This window comes from Naasia sp., from assembly GCF_025465545.1.
Lineage (GTDB): Bacteria > Actinomycetota > Actinomycetes > Actinomycetales > Microbacteriaceae > Naasia.
Genome location: NZ_JAODMK010000016.1, coordinates 84,680 through 103,178, shown reverse-complemented (window position 1 = coordinate 103,178; position 18,499 = coordinate 84,680). Strand labels below are relative to the sequence as shown.

Here is an 18,499-nt window from a genome sequence, read left to right as displayed (position 1 = left end):
GAGAGGCACCTCCGCGAATCCGGCATGAGGGGCAGGCGACGAGCCGCCGGGGTGCTGCTGGCGGCGGCGTTCGTGGCCGCACCCCTCGTGGACGGCCTCGCGCTTCCGGCTCTGGCGCGTGCGGCGGACGAGCCGATCACGGTCTCCGTCTCCGCGGGCAACGGGATCGCCCGGCCGGGGGAGGACCTCACCATCTCCGCAACCCTGACGAACCCCGGGAACGAGCCCGTGGCGGCGGGCCGCATCGCTCTGTCCGTCAGTCCCGCAGGTCTCGACCGCCCGACCCTCGAGAGCGCGCTCGACGATCCTGCGGCGGTCCCCCTCACCGAGGTCGCTGCAGCGCGGACCCAGGAGCTGCCCGCCGGGGGAACGGCGAAGGTCACCATCGTGCTCAAGTCGAAGGACCTCGGCAGCGCGCTCGAGTTCGCCGGGTGGGGCGCTCACCTGCTCGCGGCAGAGGTGACCGCAGGCGGCGCGCTGCTCGGCACGGGGGAGTCGGGCTTCGTCTGGGCGGACGGCGCCCCGCCTTCGGTGGTCGACGTGGCCGCGGTCCTTCCGCTCACCACGCCGTCCGTCACCGACGGACTGCTCGACGCGGACTCCCTGGCCGCATACACGTCGCCGGAGGGAGTGCTGCGGCGCAAGCTCGACGCGGCCGCCGGCCGCCAGGTCACGCTGGCGATCGACCCGCGGATTCTCGCTTCGATCCGGGCTCTCGGCACCGCCGCCCCGCCGAGCGCCGTGCTGTGGCTCGCCGACCTCGCGGCCGCACCCAACCCGGTCTTCCCGCTGACGTATGCCGATTCGGACATCTCATTGGAGCGGGAGGCGGGCGCCGCCGCGGTGCTCGACCCGATCTCCTTCGCAGGCGCACTCGACGAGGCCAACTTCTCCGGCACGCAGGCTCCGGCGGCAGAGGCGGCTCCGTCCCCGGCGACCACCGGCACCCCCGCCCCGACGCCTGGGCCGCCGGCGCCCGGCACCCTTCCGAGCACCGAGGAGCTGCTGGCCTGGGACTACGACCTCCCTGGTCTCGCATGGCCCGTCCGGGCGAGACCGGGCGACGTGAAGTTCGTCGGCGCATCGGGCTACGACCGGGCCATCGTGCCGAGCGACTCGGTGACGCAGAGCGGTTCGGGGCCGACCGGGAAGCTCGAGGGGGAGCGGGTGCTCGTCTCCGACAGTGCGCTCTCCGCGGCGGCCTCCGCGGCCGCGTTCTCGGCCGGCGAGGCGGAGGCGGCGCAGGCGCGAGCCGACCTGGGCGCACTGCTCGCGGCCTCCGCAGGAACCGCCGGCACGACGGTCGTCGTCGCCCTCGACCGCGGCTGGCCGGACTCCACCTCCGGTCTCGATCCCACCCTGCGGGCGCTGCAGTCGGTGCCGTGGGCCGCGGCCATCCCTCTCGACGACGTGCCGGACCAGGATGCGAAGCTCACCCTCCGCAAGGCGAAGGGAAAGGACGCCCGCGCCGAGGCGGCCGGCACGCTCGTCCAGGACGACGAGCGGATCGCCGACTTCTCGACCATCGTTGAGACGCCGCAGATGCTCACCGGGCGGGAGCGCCTGCGCCTCCTGGCCCTGCTCTCCGCCCAGTGGCTGGACTTCCCGGACGCCTGGGACACGGCGGCGAGGGACCTGCACCGGCACTACGCGACGGACGTGCTGGGCGCGGTCACGATCAGCAGCACCAACGTGAACTTCGTCGGAGTCCCCGACGCGGTGCCCATCTTCGTCCAGAACTCGCTCGACCTGCCCGTCACGGTGAAGCTGTCCGCGCGCCCGAGCAACGGACGCATCCTCGTGAGCCCGGCCACCGCGACGGTGGACGCGGGCGCCAGCACGCGCTTCTCCCTGCCTGCCCGGTTCATCGCCAACGGCCGAGTCGATCTGCAGGTCACCGCCTCCAGTCCCGAGACCGGAAAGCGGATCGGCTCCTCCGTCGTCATCCCCCTCGATGTGCAGGCGGAGTGGGAGGCCGCGGGAACCACCGTCGTGGTGGGACTGGTCGTGGTCCTGTTCGGCTTCGGCCTGTTCCGCAACATCCGGCGCCGCAGGAAGGCCGCCCGCCCGGCGGTCGACGAATCATGAGCGGCGGCATCGGCAGGGCGAGCGCGCTCCTCGCATCCGGCACGGTCGTCTCCCGCGTCCTCGGCTTCGTGAAGGCCATCGTGATCGCGCAGGCCCTCGGCGGCGTCATCTCCACGAGCGGAAACGCCTTCGCCGTGGCCACCATCGTGCCGAACAGCATCTACGCCATCATCGGCGGCGGGCTGCTCAGCGCGATCCTCGTCCCCCAGATCGTGCGCGCCAGCTCCGCGGCCGACGGCGGCAACGCGTACATCAACAAGCTCGTCACGCTGGGCCTCACCGGGTTCGCGGCGGTCGCGGTCGCCGCGACGCTCGCGGCCCCGGCACTCGTCCAGCTCTTCTCGCTGCGCAGCGCCGCGAGCTTCGACCGCGACCTCGCCATCGCCTTCGCCTACTGGTGCCTTCCGCAGGTCTTCTTCCTCGGCATGTATGCGCTGCTCGGCGAGGTGTTGAACGCACGACGAGCCTTCGGGCCGTTCACCTGGGCGCCGGTCGCCAACAACATCGTCGGCATCGCGTCGGTGGGCACCTTCCTGGCGCTGTTCGGCGGCAGCGCGGACCGCCGGTTCGAGGACTGGTCGCCGGGCATGGTGGCACTGTTCGCCGGCGGCAACACCCTCGGTCTGGCGGCGCAGGCGCTGCTGCTCTTCCTGTTCTGGCGCAGAGTCGGCCTGCGCTTCCGGCCCGACTTCCGGTGGCGGGGGGTCGGCCTCGGCATTGCGGGCAAGGCCGCCGGCTGGACCTTCGCCATGCTCCTCATCGGACAGGTCGCCGGGCTCATCGAGACCAACGTGGCGACCAGGGCGGGCAGCGAGAGCGCGAGCGTCTTCGCGCTGACGAACGCCTGGCTCATCTTCATGCTTCCGCACTCCGTGATCACCGTGTCGATCGTCACGGTCTTCTACACGAGCATGAGCGAGCACGCCGCCCGCGACGACCTGCGGGCTCTCAAGACGGACATCAGTTCGGTGCTGCGGGGGGTGCTGCTCGCCATCCTGCTCGCCGCGGCGGCTCTCATCGTGGTCGCACCCGCGTTCGCCCGGGTGTTCATCGCAACCGGGTACGACGACGTCCAGCAGCTGGCAGCGGTGATCATCGCCTATCTGCTCGGCCTCGTGCCGTTCTGTCTCCTCTTCGTCGTGCAGCGTGCCTTCTATGCCCTCGGCGACACCAGGACCCCGTTCGTCTTCACCCTGCTGCAGTCGCTGCTCGTGATCGGCGGTGTCCTGGCCTGCTCGCTCCTTCCCGCCGACCGCATCGCCGTGGGCATCGCCGCGGTGGTATCAGCCGCCGGAACCGTGCAGCTGCTCGTCGCAGCGGCCCTTCTCGCCCGGCGCATCGGCCCCGGCGCCGGCGCCGGCGTGGGGCGGGCGCTTCTCCGCGACCTGATCGCGGTCCTGCCCGCGTGCGTCGTGGGCGCCGTGCTGCTGATCCTGCTGGGCGGCACCGCCCCGGGCGGCTTCGCCCTGTCCGGGATCGCACCCGCGGTGCTCTCGATCGCGGTCATCGGGGGAGCCATGTCCGTGGTCTACCTCGGGGGCCTGCTGGCGCTGCGCTCACCCGATCTGAGGGCCCTCCTCGCGCCTCTGCTCGACCGCTCGAAACGGCACTGACCCTCCCCGGGCTCCGGAATAGGCCGGAGCTAGGATGTGTTGATCCCGTACGGGTGCGACGATCTCGCCGCGTTGCCCGAGACAGCTGAGGAGCTCTCCTGTGCGTCAGATGATCATCATCGGGTCCGGTCCTGCCGGATACACGGCCGCGATCTATGCGGCCAGGGCCGAGCTCGAGCCGCTGCTGATCGCCAGCTCGGTCGAAGCGGGCGGCGAGCTGATGAACACCACCGAGGTCGAGAACTTCCCCGGCTTCCCGGAGGGGATCATGGGCCCCGACCTGATGGACAAGATGCGCCTGCAGGCTGAGCGGTTCGGCACCGAGGTCGTCTACGACGACGTCACCGAGGTGGATCTCACCGGAAACGTCAAGCGCGTGACCCTGGGCTCCGGAACCGTGCACGAGGCGCTCTCCGTGGTGGTCACCACCGGATCCGCCTACCGCAAGCTCGGGATCGCCGACGAGGACCGGCTGAGCGGCTACGGCGTCTCCTGGTGCGCCACCTGCGACGGCGCCTTCTTCCGCAAGCGCATCGTCGCCGTCGTCGGCGGAGGGGACTCCGCGATGGAGGAGGCGACCTTCCTCACGCGGTTCGCCGACAAGGTCTACGTCCTGCACCGTCGCGACACGCTCCGCGCATCGAAGATCATGCAGCAGCGGGCCTTCGACAACCCCAAGATCGAGTTCCTCTGGAACAGCGAGGTCGCCGCGATCCACGGCGAGGAGCTCGTGACGGGCATCACCGTGCGCGACACCGTGACCGGCGCGGAGCGTGAGGTGGAGCTCACCGGCCTCTTCATCGCCGTCGGCAACGACCCCCGCGTGCACCTCTTCCACGGTCAGCTCGACCTCACCGAGGAGGGCACTCTCGCGGTCGAGGGTCGCAGCTCCCGGACCAACCTGCCGGGGGTCTTCGCGGCGGGCGACGTGATCGACCCGACCTATCGCCAGGCCGTCACCGCGGCGGCCTCAGGCACCGTCGCCGCGCTCGACGCCGAGCACTTCCTCGCCTCGCTTCCCGGAGAGGTGCTTCGGCCGGCCATCGGACATGTCGAGCCCGGGTCCGCGCCCGTGTCGGGCAGCACGGTGGACACCGACGGCGAGCTCGTCGGGCAGAACTGACCGCGCCAGTACACTGGCACAGACACAAGGAGACACATGTCCAACCTCAAGCAGGTCACCGATGCGACGTTCGCGCAGGATGTGCTCGCGTCCGACAAGCCGGTGCTGGTCGACTTCTGGGCCGAGTGGTGCGCGCCCTGCCGGGCAGTGGGTCCTGTGCTCGAGCAGATCGCCAGTGAGAACGGCGACAAGATCGAGATCGTCAAGCTGAACGTGGACGAGAACCCCGAGACGGCGGCGAAGTACCACATCACGTCGATTCCCGCGATGAAGGTCTACCGCGGTGGCGAGGTCGTCAAGTCCGTCATCGGCGCCAAGCCCAAGCAGGCTCTCGAGCACGAATTGGCAGCATTCCTCGCCTGAGCGAGGAAGGATATTTCCGGACCCGCTCGGCATCAGCCGGGCGGGTCCTTTCTTTCTGTCTTACTAGGGTGGAGCGGAACGCTCGCCGGGAGAAGGATTCGTGTCAGGACAGCAGCAGACCAGGGGCAACAACCTCGATCCCTGGTTTCCCTCCTACGCCGAGCGCACCTCAGGGCTGAGCGCATCCGAGGTGCGGGCACTCTTCGCCGTGGCATCCCGCCCGGAAGTGGTCTCCCTCGCCGGGGGCATGCCGAACGTCTCCGCTCTGCCGGAGAACCTGATCAGAAGCGCCTTCGACCGGGTGATGACCACCAACGGGCCGACCGCGCTGCAGTACGGCTCCGGGCAGGGAGTTCCCGCACTGCGGGAGAACATCCTGCGGGTGATGGGGGAGGAGGGCATCTCGGCGAGCGTGGACGACGTGGTCACGACCACGGGATCGCAGCAGGCCATCGACCTGGTCGCCAAGCTGTTCCTCGACCCGGGCGATGTGGTCCTCGCGGAGGCGCCCAGCTATGTGGGGGCCATCGGCGTGTTCCGCTCGTATCAGGCGCGCACCGTCCACGTCGGGACCGACGACGAGGGGCTCGTGCCGGAGGCCTTGCGTGCGGCGATCGCCGCGGAGCGGGCAGCGGGGAGCGCGATCAAGTTCCTCTACACCGTGCCGACCTTCCACAACCCCGCCGGGGTCACCCTCAGTGCTGCTCGGCGGCCGGAGATCCTGGACATCTGCCAGTCGGCCGGCATCCTCATCGTCGAGGACAACCCCTACGGCCTCCTCTACTTCGGTGCCCCTCCGCCGCCGCCGCTGCGCACCCTCGACGCAGCGGGAGTCGTGTATCTGGGCTCGTTCTCGAAGACGCTTGCCCCGGGCTTCCGCGTGGGGTGGGCCGTCGCTCCCCATGCGATCCGGGAGAAGCTCGTGCTGGCCGCCGAGTCGGCGATCCTCTCGCCGAGCTCCTTCGCACAGCTGATCGTCAGCGAGTACCTGGACACCGCGGACTGGCGGTCCCAGATCGGCACCTTCCGGAACTCGTACCGAGAGCGCAGGGACGCCATGATCGGTGCGCTGGCGGAGCACCTGCCGGAACTGAGCTGGACCGTGCCGGACGGCGGCTTCTACGTGTGGGTGGGCCTGCCTCCCGGACTGGACTCCAAGCAGATGCTTCCGCGCGCGGTGACCGAGCTCGTCGCCTACACGCCGGGCACCGCCTTCTTTGCGGACGGCACGGGCCGCAACTTCATGCGGCTGTCCTTCTGCCATCCCACCCCCGAGAGCATCCGTGTCGGCATCCGGCGGCTGGCCACCGTCGTCGGCGGCGAGCTCGACCTGCTCGACACGTTCTCCGGCACGGGACCACTCGCCTCCCGACGCCCGCGCCGACGGGTCGACAGCCCGCCGCCCGACCTCGACTGACGCAAAAGGACACGATGACCAGCCACTCCTCTTCTGTGCTCGTGCTTGCCGGCGGTATCTCGCACGAACGTGACATCTCCCTCCGCTCCGGTCGACGGGTGGCCGACGCCCTGGCGGATCAGGGCTGGCAGGTCACCATCAGCGAGCCGGACGCCACTCTGCTCTCCGGCCTCGCAGAGGCGCCGCCGGACGTCGTGTGGCCGGCGCTGCATGGCGCGTCGGGGGAGGACGGCGCGCTCCGTGCGCTGCTCGGCAGCACGGGAGTGCCCTTCGTCGGCTCCGACTACCGCGCCGCACGACTGGCCTGGGACAAGCCGGTCGCCAAGACACTGATCGCGAACGCGGGCGGCGTCACCCCGCGGGGGATCGCCCTCTCGCGCGAGACCTTCCGGGAGCTCGGTGCGCCGGCCGTGCTCGAGACGGTGCGGAACGCCATGCCCCTGCCCCTCGTGGTGAAGCCTGCGCGAGGCGGCTCGGCTCAGGGGGTGAGCATCGTGCGCGAGGCGGAGCAGCTGCCGCGGGCCATGGTGGACGCCTACACCTACGGCGACGACGCCCTCGTCGAGCACTTCGTGCGCGGAACCGAGATCGCGGTGGGCGTTCTGGATCTCGGAGAAGGTCCGACGGCGCTTCCGGCGGTCGAAATCGTGCCCGAGGACGGCGACTACGACTTCGGTGCGCGCTACAACGCGGGCGAGACGCGGTTCTACGCGCCAGCCCGGCTCGATCACGAGGTCGCCGACCGCGCCGCAGAGCTTGCCGTGCTCGCGCACCGCGCGCTCGGGCTGCGCCACCTGTCCCGGGTGGACATCATCGTCGACGAGGACGGGACGCCATGGTTCCTCGAGGTGAACGTGCTGCCCGGCCTCACCGAGACCTCGCTGCTTCCCCAGGGCATCCTCGCCGACGGGAGGAACCTGGGCGAGGTCTATGCGGCCCTCGCCCGCCGCGCCATCGCCGACGGGGTCTGATCAGTGCGGGCCGGCGAACCCTTCGTCACCCAGCTCGCCCAGGATGCGGTTGAGGTCCGCGATCGTCGCGAAGTCGATGAGGACCTGGCCCTTGCTCGCGCCCAGCGTGACCTTGACCCGGGTGTCGAGCCGGTTCCCCAGTCGCTCGGCGATCTCGTCCAGCTGCTCATGACGGCGTCCTGAGGCCGGCTTGGGCTTGCGGGCGGTCGCCCCCTGGCTCGCGATCGCCTCCGCAGCTCGCACGGAGAGGTCCTCGTTGACAATCTTGTCGGCCAGCCGCTGCATCTCCTCCTCGTCGGTGAGGGCGAGGATGGCTCGAGCATGCCCGGCGGAGAGCACGCCCGACGCAACGCGGTTCTGCACGGGAGTCGGGAGCTTCAGCAGCCGGATGGTGTTGCTGATCTGGGGTCGTGAGCGGCCGATCCGGGTGGCGAGCTGCTCGTGGGTGATGCCGAAGTCGGAGAGCAGCTGCTGGTATGCGGACGCCTCCTCCAGGGGGTTCAGCTGGGAGCGATGGAGGTTCTCGAGGAGCGCGTCCTGGAGCATCGCGTCATCCGCGGTCTCCTTGATGACGGCGGGGATGGTCGACATGCCCGCGCGCTTGCTGGCACGCAGGCGGCGCTCGCCCATGACCAGCTCGTACTTCGCACCGGAACCGGGAGGCGCGGGGCGCACCACGATGGGCTGCAGCACACCGTTCTCGCGGATCGACACCACCAGCTCGTCCAGCGCCTCGGGCACGAACTCCTTGCGGGGCTGCTGGGGGTTCGGAACGATGTCGTCGAGCGAGATGCTCGCGAGCCGAGCACCGGGAACAGCGACCAGGCCATCCACGGGCGCCTCAGAGCCGCCGTTGGGGAAGAACACGTCGACCGGCCGCGCAGCCCCTTCGTCCACGATGGGGATGAGGGCTCCGATGCCTCGTCCCAGGCCGGTTCGCTTCGGCGTCGCCATCAGTTCTGTGCCCCTCGCTGTGCGATCTCGGCAGCGGCCTCGAGGTAGGAGAGCGAGCCGGGTGAATTGGTGTCGTAGCTGATCACGCTCTGGCCGTAGCCGGGCGCCTCAGAGATGCGCACAGAGCGTGGAATCAGGGTCTTGAGCGTCTCGACCGGGAAGTGCGTGCGCACATCCTGCGCCACCTGGTTGGCCAGGTTGGTCCGGCCGTCGTACATGGTGAGCAGGATTGTGGAGACCCGCAGCTGCGGATTGAGGTGCTTCTCGATGAGCTCGATGTTGCGGAGGAGCTGGCTGAGACCCTCCAGTGCGTAGTACTCGCACTGGATGGGGATGAGGACCTCCCGCGCCGCGACGAATGCGTTGATGGTCAGCAGTCCCAGCGACGGCGGGCAGTCGATGAAGACGTAGTCGAAGCCGTCACCGAGGGCGAGGAACTCGTTGAGCGCGGTGCGCAGGCGCTGCTCGCGTGCCACGAGCGACACCAGCTCGATCTCCGCGCCGGCGAGGTGGATCGTCGCGGGGACGCAGTACAGGGTCGGGAACTCGGGGCTGGACTGCACCACCTCCTCCATCGCGGCGTTCCCGACGATCACGTCGTAGACGCTCACAGTGTCAGCGCGGTGCTCCACCCCCAGTGCGGTGGACGCATTGCCCTGCGGATCGAGATCGATCACCAGCACCTTGGCTCCGGCGCGCGCGAGCGCGGCCGAGAGATTGACGGTGGTGGTCGTCTTGCCCACGCCGCCCTTCTGGTTGGCGACGGTGAAGATGCGCGTCTCCGCGGGGCGCGGGAGGCGACTGGTGTCGAGTGCATGCCGGCGCCGAGTGATGTCCGCGAGCTCACGAGCGAGGGGAGTGGAGGAGTCGAACTGGGCCGTCACCGACGGCGCATCATTCTGTTTCACGTGGAACCTTCCGAGAAGGAGACCGGGAGGGCCATGGGGCGGGAGAGTGCTCGCCAGGAGTCACTGCACTCTAGCCCGGAAGACCCGGGTCACCTCGGTCGCCATACCGACGCCGAGCTCTTCCACTCGCACATCCGTCAGCTTCCCCCGGGCGATGGCCCGAGTCGCCTTTTCCGCCTCCACGGCCACATTCGCTCCCTTGAGCAGCAGCAGCTCCCCGTCCGGGCGAACCAGCCGCGCGGTGAGGGGGATGAGCTTCGAGAGCGCGCCGACGGCCCTCGCCGTCACCTGATCGAGCTGCCGCGGATATGGCGCCTCTTCTGCCCGGGTGTTCACCACGGTCACATTGGCCAGACTCAGGCGGTTCACCTGCTCCTGCAGCCAGCGCACCCGGCGCTCCATGGGCTCGATGAGCACGAACTCGACATCGGGCCGGGCGATCGCGAGGACGAGTCCGGGAAGGCCGGCGCCGCTGCCGACGTCACCGACTCTGCCAGCCATGAGAGGAGCAAGGAGCACCGAGTTGAGCACGTGCCGCGTCCAGAGCCGCGGGAGTTCGAGCGGACCGATGAGTCCGAGCTCCTCGCCGCGCTCGGCCAGATCGCCCGTGTAGGCGCGCGCGAGGTCGATCCGGTTCCCGAAGAGCTGCGCCGCGATCGCCGGCTCGTGCTCGGTTTCACGTGGAACGGTCACGCGCGGGAGAGCACCGTGTGCCGGTCGCGCCCTTCGCCCTCGGACTCGGAGGTGAGGCCGCGCTCTCCGGCGAGGTCATGCACGATCTTCCGCTCGTAGGACGACATCGGCTCGAGCGGGAAGCGCACCGCGCCGGCATCCAGTGCCGCGACGGCGGCGTCCACCAGCTCACTGAGCTCCTGCTGGCGCACTTCACGGCTTCCGCCCACATCGAGGATCAGCCGGGAGAACTCGCCGGTGCGCACCTGCACCGCGAGTCGGGTGAGCTCCTGCAACGCCGCAACCGCCTCGGGGTTCGAGAGCACGCGCAGGTTGCTGTCCGAGGACGCCGTCACCGAGATCTGCGTGCGCCCGCCGGCGCTCTCGATGTCGATGTCACCGTCCAGGTCGCAGATATCGAGGAACTCCTCGATATAGTCCGCGGCGACATCGCCCTCATCCAGGGTTGCCACCTCTTCGGCGGGGGTCTCCGTCATCGCTTGCTCCCGGACTTCTTGGCTCGGTTCTTGTTCACGGGCTGCTGGCGCTGCGTGACGCGCTTCGCCTCCTCAGCGGTGGGTGCCCCCTCGAGCGGCGGCTGCTGATCGGGAAGCCTGCCCTTCTTCGCCAGGCGGGCCTCACGGGCCTTCGCGGCCTCGCTGCCCGGCGTGGGCATGTTCCGGATGACGAGGAACTGCTGGACCATCGTCCAGGCGTTGGACGTGAGCCAGTAGAACATGACGCCGAGGGGGAAGGCGACGCCCGAGAAGGCGAACACCAGGGGAAGGATGTACAGCAGTATCCGCTGCTGCTTGAACATCGGGCTGTTCTTGGCCTCTGGCGACATGTTCTTCGCCATGATCTGCAGCTGCGTCACGAACTGGGACGCGGTCATCAGGACGACCATCGTCGCCGCGATGATCATCACGAGCACGTTGCCGTCGGAGCCCGAGGTGAGCAGGTTGAACTCGCCGATGAAGGTGGAGCGCAGGGGAGCGCCGAAGAGCTCGGAGTTGGCGAAGGAGTCCGCCAGCGAGGCAGTGAGCTGACCGACGCCCCGGCTGTCGTTCTGTGCGCCGTTCAGCACGGAGAACAGGCCGAAGAAGATCGGCATCTGGATCAGCAGGGGAAGGCAGGAGCTCAGCGGGTTCGTCCCCGTGCGCCGGTACAGCTCCATCGTCTCGCGGGACATCGCCTCACGGGAGAACTGATCGCGCTTGCCCTTGTACTTGTCCTGGATCTTCTTCAGCTGCGGAGCGACCTCGAGCATCTTCCGCTGGCTGCGGATCTGCCGGACGAAGATCGGGATGAGGGCGGCGCGAACGAGCAGCACGAGGCCGACGATCGAGAGGACCCAGGTGATTCCCGCGTCGGGGTCCATTCCCAGCGTCGACCACAGGGTGTGGAAGGACACGAGGATGAGCTCGATGACCCACTTGATCGGCCAGAGGATGGTGCCGATGATGTCCACCGAGTCAGACCTTTCCGTTGTTGGCGAGAACCGGGGAGCGGCCCTGGGAAGGGCCGGCCACGACGAATCCGAAACTCGTGATGCGATGGGGGCGACGGGAACGATGCGGAACATCGTCGACCCCACCGGCCGCCCACGGGTGGCAGCGGCAGATGCGCGCAGCGGTGAGCGCCCCTCCGACCACCACTCCGTGTTCTTGGACGGCCTCGAGACCGTAGCGCGAACAGGAGGGATAGTACCGGCACACGTCGCCGTAGAGCGGGGAAACTACTGTGCGATAGGCGCGCAGGAGGACGACCGCGACGTTGCGGGGCAGGAGAAGCACGAAGCGGAGAAGATTCATCGCCTGGTCAGGACCGCCTTTGTCACTTCATCGCGGAGTTCCGACCAGGGCGCCGTCGCGGCGGCCGGCAGTGCGCGGATGACCACGCTGCGCGCCGGCGCATCGCCGAGGAGCGCGAAGCAGACCGCCTTCAGCCGCCGTCGCACGCGGTTGCGCTGCACGGCTCCGCCGACCGCCCGGCTCACGATGAAGCCGAAGCGGGCGGGCTCGCCGGCCTGCTCGCGATCCAGGTACACGATGGCCACGCGTCCAGACACCCGGCGGCCCTTGCGGGAGATCCGGCGGTAGTCCGATCCGCTCACCACGCGGTGCGCCCGGGGAAGCACCTACGCGGAGAGCTCGGTGCGGCCCTTTCCGCGGCGAGCGGACAGGATGGCGCGACCGGCGCGGGTGCGCATGCGCAGGCGGAAGCCGTGCACCTTGGCGCGACGGCGGTTGTTCGGCTGGAAGGTTCGCTTGCTCATGAGTGTGCTCCGAGGGAGAAGATGGCGTGCCTGCGACGAAGGCCGGCGCTTCGCGGCAGAGTGGCCGCGGGACAACTGTCTAAAAATACGCGGGAGACGGCCCCCGGTCAAACGCGGATGTCTCTCGGCGCGCTCCCGCCGACGAAGATTCGCCGACGGCCTGTGCAGAGGACCTGCAGAAGGGTCCTCCTGCGGATATTCTCCCGTGGGGATTTGATTTACGTTTCGCCCTGTCATTACGGTGAGCAACCAGCCGCCGCCTGCACGCGCACAGCGGCGTAACGTTCTGTTCGGGGCACGGCGATCTTCTCGCCCGAGACCGGGGGACCCGGTAGAGCTGACAGAGGCGCAATGGCAGAGGCGGCACAGACCAGAGAGATCTGGCAGTCCGTGGTGTCGGCGCTCAACGACGACGAGCGCATCACACCGCAGATGCGGGGATTCGTCAGTCTGGTCGAGCCCAAGGGCGTCATGGCCGGAACGATGTATCTCGAGGTCCCCAACGACTTCACCCGCGGCATGCTCGAGCAGCGCATGCGGATCCCGCTTCTGAGCGCCATCGGCTCACTCGATCCGGAACTCGAGATCGCCAACTTCGCGATCGTGGTGAATCCCGACATCGAAGATGCGCCCGTCGCGGTGGCACCGGAGCCGGTCCAGCTGGAGACCACGACCCCGGCCGCGCCGGCCTACATCGACACCCCCGCACCGCAGCCCGTCGAGGCGGGGTCCCGGGCGGACACTCGCCTCAACCCCAAGTACAGCTTCGACAACTTCGTGATCGGCGCCTCCAACCGGTTCGCCCACGCGGCAGCCGTCGCCGTGGCGGAGACGCCGGCCAAGGCCTACAACCCGCTCTTCATCTACGGTCAGTCCGGGCTCGGCAAGACCCACCTGCTGCACGCGATCGGCCACTACGCGATGAGCCTGTACCCCGGCATCCGGGTGCGCTACGTGAGCTCGGAGGAGTTCACCAACGACTTCATCAATTCGATCGCGTCGAACCGGTCCTCGGTCTTCCAGGCACGGTACCGCGACATCGATGTGCTGCTGATCGATGACATCCAGTTCCTGCAGGGCAAGGACTCCACGCAGGAGGCCTTCTTCCACACCTTCAACACCCTGCACGACCACAACAAGCAGGTGGTCATCACGAGCGACCTCCAGCCCAAGCAGCTGACGGGCTTCGAGGACCGGATGCGATCCCGCTTCGAGTGGGGCCTCATCACCGATGTGCAGGCGCCCGACCTCGAGACCCGCATCGCGATCCTGCGCAAGCGCGCTCAGAACGACAAGCTCCAGGTGCCCGACGACATCCTGGAGTTCATGGCCTCGAAGGTGTCGAGCAACATCCGGGAGCTCGAGGGCACCCTGATCCGGGTGACCGCCTTCGCGAGCCTCAACCGCACCCCGGTCGACATGGGGCTTGTGCAGACCGTGCTGAAGGACCTGATCACGCTCGACCAGGACAACGTGATCGCGCCGGTCGACATCATCAATCACACCGCGGACTACTTCAAGCTCAGCGTCGACGACCTCTACGGCGCATCTCGGTCCCAGGCGATCGCGTCCGCCCGGCAGATCGCCATGTACCTCTGCCGGGAGCTCACGAACCTGTCTCTGCCGAAGATCGGCCAGCTGTTCGGCAACCGCGACCACACCACCGTGATGTATGCGAACAAGAAGATCAGCGAGCTCATGAAGGAGCGCCGCTCGATCTACAACCAGGTCACCGAGCTGACCAGCCGCATCAAGCAGAACCACCGCTACTCGCGCAGCTGAGCCGTCGGGCTCGTCCGTGCTGGAAGCCCCCATCCGAACGCTCAGCAGGCCCTCCGGCCCTGAGCAGCCGGTCCTGGCCCTGTTCCCACGGCGGCCGGCGTCCTGCCTGCTCGGCAGGAGCGGGTGGCGGTGAGCGCAGAAGCGGCGCAGCCTGCCGGTTCTCCCCACTCTGGACAGCGCTGTGGACGGATATCCCCGCCGCTGCGCGTTCTGCACAGACTGTGCAGAAGTTGTGGACAAGTCGGGGAACACACCCTCAGGCTGGGGAGAGCTCCGGAGGAGGTGTGAGAAGAGGGTCGGCCACCCCTGGACGGGTTGCACCTTTTCGGCGGTGTCCCCCACACGGGTCACACATCTTGCACCGTTGTAGTTCCCAGTGCTGCACTGGCGGCCGGGAGGTTACTCACACCTTCCACACCCGTTAATGAGATTAAAGAACTTCCTTCTCTATCTCTCTCCTCGACAACCTCTTGGGGAGGGGACGGGACGACGCTCGCTGGCCCCCGCTTCTCAGGCACCCGCTACGATTTGACGGACCGGAAACAGACAGGGGACATTTCGTGAGGTTTCAAGCGAACAGGGACGTGTTCAGCGAGGCCGTGTCGTTCGCCGTCAAGCTCCTGCCCCAGCGCACCACGCTCCCGATCCTCAGCGGAGTCCTGCTGGAAGCGGGACCGGACGGTCTCACCCTCTCCTCCTTCGACTACGAGGTCTCCGCACGCACCGTGATCACCGCCGAGGTCGCGGAGCCGGGAAGGGCCCTCGTCTCCGGCCGGCTCCTCGCCGACATCGCCAGCCGCCTGCCGGCCGCCGCCCCTGTCGATGTGTATTCCGAGGACTCCCGGATCGTCGTCCGCGCCGGCTCCGCCCGATTCACGCTGCTGAGCATGCCCGTGGAGGAGTACCCGAATCTGCCCGCCGTGGCGGCGCCGACCGGTGTCGTTCCGGCCGACGCGTTCTCGACGGCGGTCGCGCAGGTCGCCGTCGCCGCATCGCGGGACGATGTGACCCCGGTCATCACCGGTGTGCAGCTCGAGATCTCCGGCGACAGCCTGAGCCTCGTGGCCACCGACCGGTACCGCGTCGCCGTCCGAGGCATCCCGTGGGAGTCGGCCACCGGCTCCACCGACACGATCACCGCACTCGTGCCCGCCCGCACCCTGCAGGAGATCGGCCGCACCTTCGGCTCGACCGGCACCATCGCCGTCTCGATCACGGGCGGTGACGACCGTGAGCTCATCGCCTTCAGCTCCGCCAAGCGCACGGTGACGTCGCTGCTCATCAAGGGCAACTTCCCCCCGGTGAAGCGCCTGTTCCCCGAGGCCGTCGACAACTACGCGGTGATCAACACCGCCGAGCTCGTGGAGGCCACCCGCCGTGTGCAGCTCGTCCTCGAGCGCGAGGCGGCCCTCCGCTACAGCTTCGACCTCGACGGACTGACCCTCGAGGCAATCGGCTCCGAGCAGGCTCAGGCGTCCGAGAACATCGATGCCCTCCTCAACGGCACAGACACGGTCGTCTCGCTCAAGCCGCAGTTCCTCCTCGACGGGCTGGGCGCCGTGCACTCGGAGTTCGTGCGCATCGCGTTCACCAAGACGGAGAATCCGAACAAGCCGGGCCCCGTGCTCATCACGAGCCAGTCCAGCAAGGACAAGGCCGCGTCGGACGACTACCGCTACCTGTTGCAGCCCAACCTGCTGCTTCGCTGACTCGGGGGTTCGAAATGCAGATCGGTCTGATCGGCCTGGGCCGGATGGGCAACAACATGCGCACCCGGCTGCGCGCCGCGGACATCGAGGTCGTCGGCTACGACACCAATCCCGAGGTGTCGGACGTCGCCACCCTGGCGGACCTGGCCGCCGCGCTGACCGCTCCGCGCATCGTGTGGGTCATGGTTCCGGCCGGCACGATCACCGATTCCGTGATCGGCGAGCTCGCCGGGGTGCTGTCCGAGGGCGACCTGGTGATCGACGGCGGCAACTCCAAGTTCACCGACGACTTCGTGCACGAGAAGCAGCTCGCGGAGAAGGGCATCGACTACGCCGATGCCGGCGTCTCCGGCGGCATCTGGGGTGCCGACAACGGGTACGGACTCATGGTCGGCGGTTCGGACGAGACGATCGCCCGGGCGATGCCCGTCTTCGAGGCGCTGCGCCCCGAAGGACCCCGCGAGGAAGGCTTCGTGCACGCGGGGCCGGTGGGCGCCGGGCACTACGCCAAGATGGTGCACAACGGCATCGAGTACGCGCTGATGCAGGGCTACGCCGAGGGCTACGAGCTCCTCGCGGCCCGCTCGGACCTCATCACGGATCTGCCCGGCACGTTCAAGGCCTGGCAGCGGGGGACCGTTGTGCGGTCGTGGCTGCTCGAACTCCTCGTCCGCGCCCTCGAGCAGGATCCCGGCTTCGAGAAGATCGAGGGGTACGTCGCCGATTCCGGTGAGGGACGCTGGACGCTCGAAGAGGCCATCGAGCATGCGGTGCCGATGCCGGCGATCTCCGCCTCGATCTTCGCCCGCTTCGTGTCCCGCCAGGACGAGTCGCCTGCCATGCGAGCGGTCGCGGCGCTCCGCCAGCAGTTCGGCGGTCACGCCGTCAAGCCGAGCGCCGACGGCTGACGCCGTCTGCGGGGGAGGACAGTCGATGCACGTCCGCCGGCTGAGCCTCGTCGACTTCCGCAACTATCGGGAAGCCGATCTCGAGCTGAGGAACGGGGTCAACGTTCTCGTGGGCAGCAACGGCCAGGGCAAGACGAACCTGGTCGAAGCCCTCGGCTATCTGAGCACGCTGGGTTCGCACCGCGTCTCCAGCGACCTGGCCCTCGTGCGTCAGGGTGCCCAGGCGGCGATCGTGCGGGCACTCCTCGGACACGGCGACCGCGAGATCCTCGTCGAGCTGCAGATCAACGCGTCCTCGGCGAACAAGGCTCAGGTGGGGCGTTCCCCGGCGAAGGTGCGCGATCTGCCGCGCTATTTCTCCAGCGTCCTGTTCGCCCCCGAGGACCTGGCGCTCGTCCGCGGCGATCCCGGCGGCCGGCGCCGGTTCCTGGACGAGCTCCTCGTTCTGCGCACCCCACGCCTCGCCGGCGTCGTGGCGGACTACGAGAGATCACTGCGGCAGCGGAACACTCTCCTGAAATCGGCTCGGGCGACGGGCGCGCGATCGGGCGCACTGTCGACGCTCGATCTGTGGGACGAGCGCCTCGTGGACTTCGGCAGCCAGATCGTCGCAGCACGCCAGGGACTCGTCACCGATCTGCGACCCGGCGTCGTCGAGGCCTATCGCACCATCGTGGGCGCCGATCACGGCCCGCGGCTCGGCAGCCGGCTGAGCATCCTGTCGACGAGGCCGGACGCCGACGAGGCCGGGACCGAGGAGGCGCGGCGTGATCTGCCCGTCGAGGAGATCCGGGAGCTCTTCGGCACCGCGCTCGCCACGGTCCGTCCGCGCGAGCTGGAACGGGGCCTCACCCTGGTGGGGCCGCATCGCGACGACGTGCTGTTCGAGCTCAACGGCCTGCCCGCCCGGGGCTACGCGAGCCATGGGGAGTCATGGTCGTTCGCGCTCTCGCTCAAGCTGGCGTCGGCCGAGCTTCTCAGGGCCGAGTCCAGTGCGGGCGACCCCGTGCTGATCCTCGACGACGTCTTCGCCGAGCTCGACGCCCCTCGGCGCCGCAGGCTGGCGGAGGCGATCGTCGGCTACGAGCAGGTGATCATCACCTCGGCCGTGGCCGAGGACGTGCCCGATGGACTGCACGGCGGAATGGTGCACATCTCCGCGGGGCGCATCGTCGATGACGGGAGCGCGGCGTGAACGACGACGAATCGGTGGTCGACGAGGCGCGATCCGTGTACCTGCGCCTGCGTTCCGTGTTCGGCGGGATCGGTTCCGCGACGCTCCGGCCGCGACGCAAGCGCCGGTCGATCGAGGGCGAATCGCAGCCCTTCGGCAGCGGGCGGGATCCGGCAACTCTCGGCGAGACGCTCACCGGCATGACATCGACACTCGGCTGGGACGCGACGCTCGCCCAGGGCGAGCTCCTCTCGGCCTGGGAGCAGATCGCCGGCCCCGAGACCGCCGCGCACTCGACGCCGACCGGTGTGGAGGACGGGCTGCTGCGCGTCAGCTGCGACTCGACCGCATGGGCGACACAGCTCCGGCTGATGCGCACGGAGATCCTCACGCGCATCGCCCAGGGGTACCCCGCGGCCGGCATCTCCAACATCGCCTTTTCCGGCCCCGGTGCCCCTACCTGGAAACGTGGCCCCAGATCGGTTCCAGGCCGCGGTCCGCGCGATACCTACGGCTGAGGCGGCAAAAGAGCCCAACGG

19 protein-coding genes are annotated in these 18,499 nt (G+C 68.8%); 11 read left to right on the top strand and 8 right to left on the bottom strand.

Annotation, left to right across the window (positions count from 1 at the left end; all coding sequences use genetic code 11):
- Window positions 1-24: 24 nt before the first annotated feature.
- From JWR33_RS05195 to JWR33_RS05170, 6 genes are all read left to right on the top strand, one after another.
- Window positions 25-2,088: a DUF6049 family protein gene (locus JWR33_RS05195; protein ID WP_297410018.1), complete on the top strand. Its 2,064-nt coding sequence runs from the start codon at window positions 25-27 to the stop codon at window positions 2,086-2,088.
- Window positions 2,085-3,701 (top strand): lipid II flippase MurJ, encoded by a 1,617-nt coding sequence (locus tag JWR33_RS05190; protein ID WP_297410017.1) that lies wholly within the window; start codon window positions 2,085-2,087, stop codon window positions 3,699-3,701. The genes JWR33_RS05195 and JWR33_RS05190 overlap by 4 nt, the downstream gene beginning before the upstream one ends.
- A gap of 100 nt (window positions 3,702-3,801) precedes the next feature.
- Window positions 3,802-4,824, top strand: a complete 1,023-nt coding sequence (trxB, locus tag JWR33_RS05185; protein WP_297410016.1) for a thioredoxin-disulfide reductase — start codon at window positions 3,802-3,804, stop codon at window positions 4,822-4,824.
- Between the two features lie 36 nt (window positions 4,825-4,860).
- The gene (gene trxA, locus JWR33_RS05180) at window positions 4,861-5,187 is read left to right on the top strand and encodes a thioredoxin (RefSeq protein ID WP_297410015.1); all 327 of its coding nucleotides are present in this window, start codon (window positions 4,861-4,863) and stop codon (window positions 5,185-5,187) included.
- 100 nt (window positions 5,188-5,287) lie between these two features.
- A complete protein-coding gene (locus JWR33_RS05175) occupies window positions 5,288-6,604 on the top strand; it encodes a PLP-dependent aminotransferase family protein (protein WP_297410013.1) in 1,317 nt (438 codons plus the stop codon).
- A gap of 14 nt (window positions 6,605-6,618) precedes the next feature.
- Window positions 6,619-7,575, top strand: coding sequence for a D-alanine--D-alanine ligase (locus JWR33_RS05170; RefSeq protein ID WP_297410011.1), 957 nt, complete (start codon window positions 6,619-6,621; stop codon window positions 7,573-7,575).
- On the opposite strand, the gene JWR33_RS05165 is transcribed toward JWR33_RS05170, so the two are convergent.
- From JWR33_RS05165 to rpmH, 8 genes are read right to left on the bottom strand one after another with little or no spacing between them, the layout of a single operon-like run.
- Window positions 7,576-8,529, bottom strand: coding sequence for a ParB/RepB/Spo0J family partition protein (locus tag JWR33_RS05165; RefSeq protein WP_297410008.1), 954 nt, complete (start codon window positions 8,527-8,529; stop codon window positions 7,576-7,578). It abuts the gene before it with no gap.
- Window positions 8,529-9,437: an AAA family ATPase gene (locus JWR33_RS05160; protein WP_297410006.1), complete on the bottom strand. Its 909-nt coding sequence runs from the start codon at window positions 9,435-9,437 to the stop codon at window positions 8,529-8,531. Before JWR33_RS05160 ends, JWR33_RS05165 begins: the two co-directional genes overlap by 1 nt.
- Window positions 9,438-9,497: 60 nt before the next feature.
- Entirely contained in the window at window positions 9,498-10,130 is a 633-nt protein-coding gene (gene rsmG / locus JWR33_RS05155) for a 16S rRNA (guanine(527)-N(7))-methyltransferase RsmG (protein WP_297410005.1), read from the bottom strand.
- Window positions 10,127-10,606 (bottom strand): R3H domain-containing nucleic acid-binding protein, encoded by a 480-nt coding sequence (locus JWR33_RS05150; protein WP_297410003.1) that lies wholly within the window; start codon window positions 10,604-10,606, stop codon window positions 10,127-10,129. Before JWR33_RS05150 ends, rsmG begins: the two co-directional genes overlap by 4 nt.
- Window positions 10,603-11,580: a membrane protein insertase YidC gene (gene yidC / locus JWR33_RS05145; RefSeq protein WP_297410001.1), complete on the bottom strand. Its 978-nt coding sequence runs from the start codon at window positions 11,578-11,580 to the stop codon at window positions 10,603-10,605. Before yidC ends, JWR33_RS05150 begins: the two co-directional genes overlap by 4 nt.
- Before the next feature lie 4 nt (window positions 11,581-11,584).
- Complete coding sequence (yidD, locus tag JWR33_RS05140) at window positions 11,585-11,923, bottom strand: membrane protein insertion efficiency factor YidD (protein WP_297409999.1); 339 nt, start codon at window positions 11,921-11,923, stop codon at window positions 11,585-11,587.
- Entirely contained in the window at window positions 11,920-12,249 is a 330-nt protein-coding gene (gene rnpA, locus JWR33_RS05135) for a ribonuclease P protein component (RefSeq protein ID WP_297409998.1), read from the bottom strand. Before rnpA ends, yidD begins: the two co-directional genes overlap by 4 nt.
- A complete protein-coding gene (gene rpmH, locus JWR33_RS05130; RefSeq protein ID WP_121659099.1) occupies window positions 12,250-12,387 on the bottom strand; it encodes a 50S ribosomal protein L34 in 138 nt (45 codons plus the stop codon).
- 351 nt (window positions 12,388-12,738) lie between these two features.
- Between rpmH and dnaA the strand changes: the two genes are divergently transcribed.
- The 5 genes from dnaA (at window position 12,739) to JWR33_RS05105 (ending at window position 18,478) form a co-directional block, all read left to right on the top strand.
- Entirely contained in the window at window positions 12,739-14,169 is a 1,431-nt protein-coding gene (dnaA, locus tag JWR33_RS05125; RefSeq protein ID WP_297409997.1) for a chromosomal replication initiator protein DnaA, read from the top strand.
- A 560-nt stretch (window positions 14,170-14,729) separates the two neighbouring features.
- Window positions 14,730-15,878: a DNA polymerase III subunit beta gene (gene dnaN / locus JWR33_RS05120; protein WP_297409995.1), complete on the top strand. Its 1,149-nt coding sequence runs from the start codon at window positions 14,730-14,732 to the stop codon at window positions 15,876-15,878.
- Window positions 15,875-16,786, top strand: a complete 912-nt coding sequence (gene gnd / locus JWR33_RS05115; RefSeq protein ID WP_366073765.1) for a phosphogluconate dehydrogenase (NAD(+)-dependent, decarboxylating) — start codon at window positions 15,875-15,877, stop codon at window positions 16,784-16,786. Before dnaN ends, gnd begins: the two co-directional genes overlap by 4 nt.
- 25 nt (window positions 16,787-16,811) lie before the next feature.
- Window positions 16,812-17,981 carry a DNA replication/repair protein RecF gene (recF, locus tag JWR33_RS05110; RefSeq protein WP_297409993.1) on the top strand — a complete coding sequence of 390 codons (1,170 nt, stop codon included), beginning with the start codon at window positions 16,812-16,814 and terminating at the stop codon, window positions 17,979-17,981.
- Window positions 17,978-18,478 carry a DciA family protein gene (locus tag JWR33_RS05105; RefSeq protein ID WP_297409992.1) on the top strand — a complete coding sequence of 167 codons (501 nt, stop codon included), beginning with the start codon at window positions 17,978-17,980 and terminating at the stop codon, window positions 18,476-18,478. The genes recF and JWR33_RS05105 overlap by 4 nt, the downstream gene beginning before the upstream one ends.
- The last annotated feature ends 21 nt before the right edge of the window (window positions 18,479-18,499 follow it).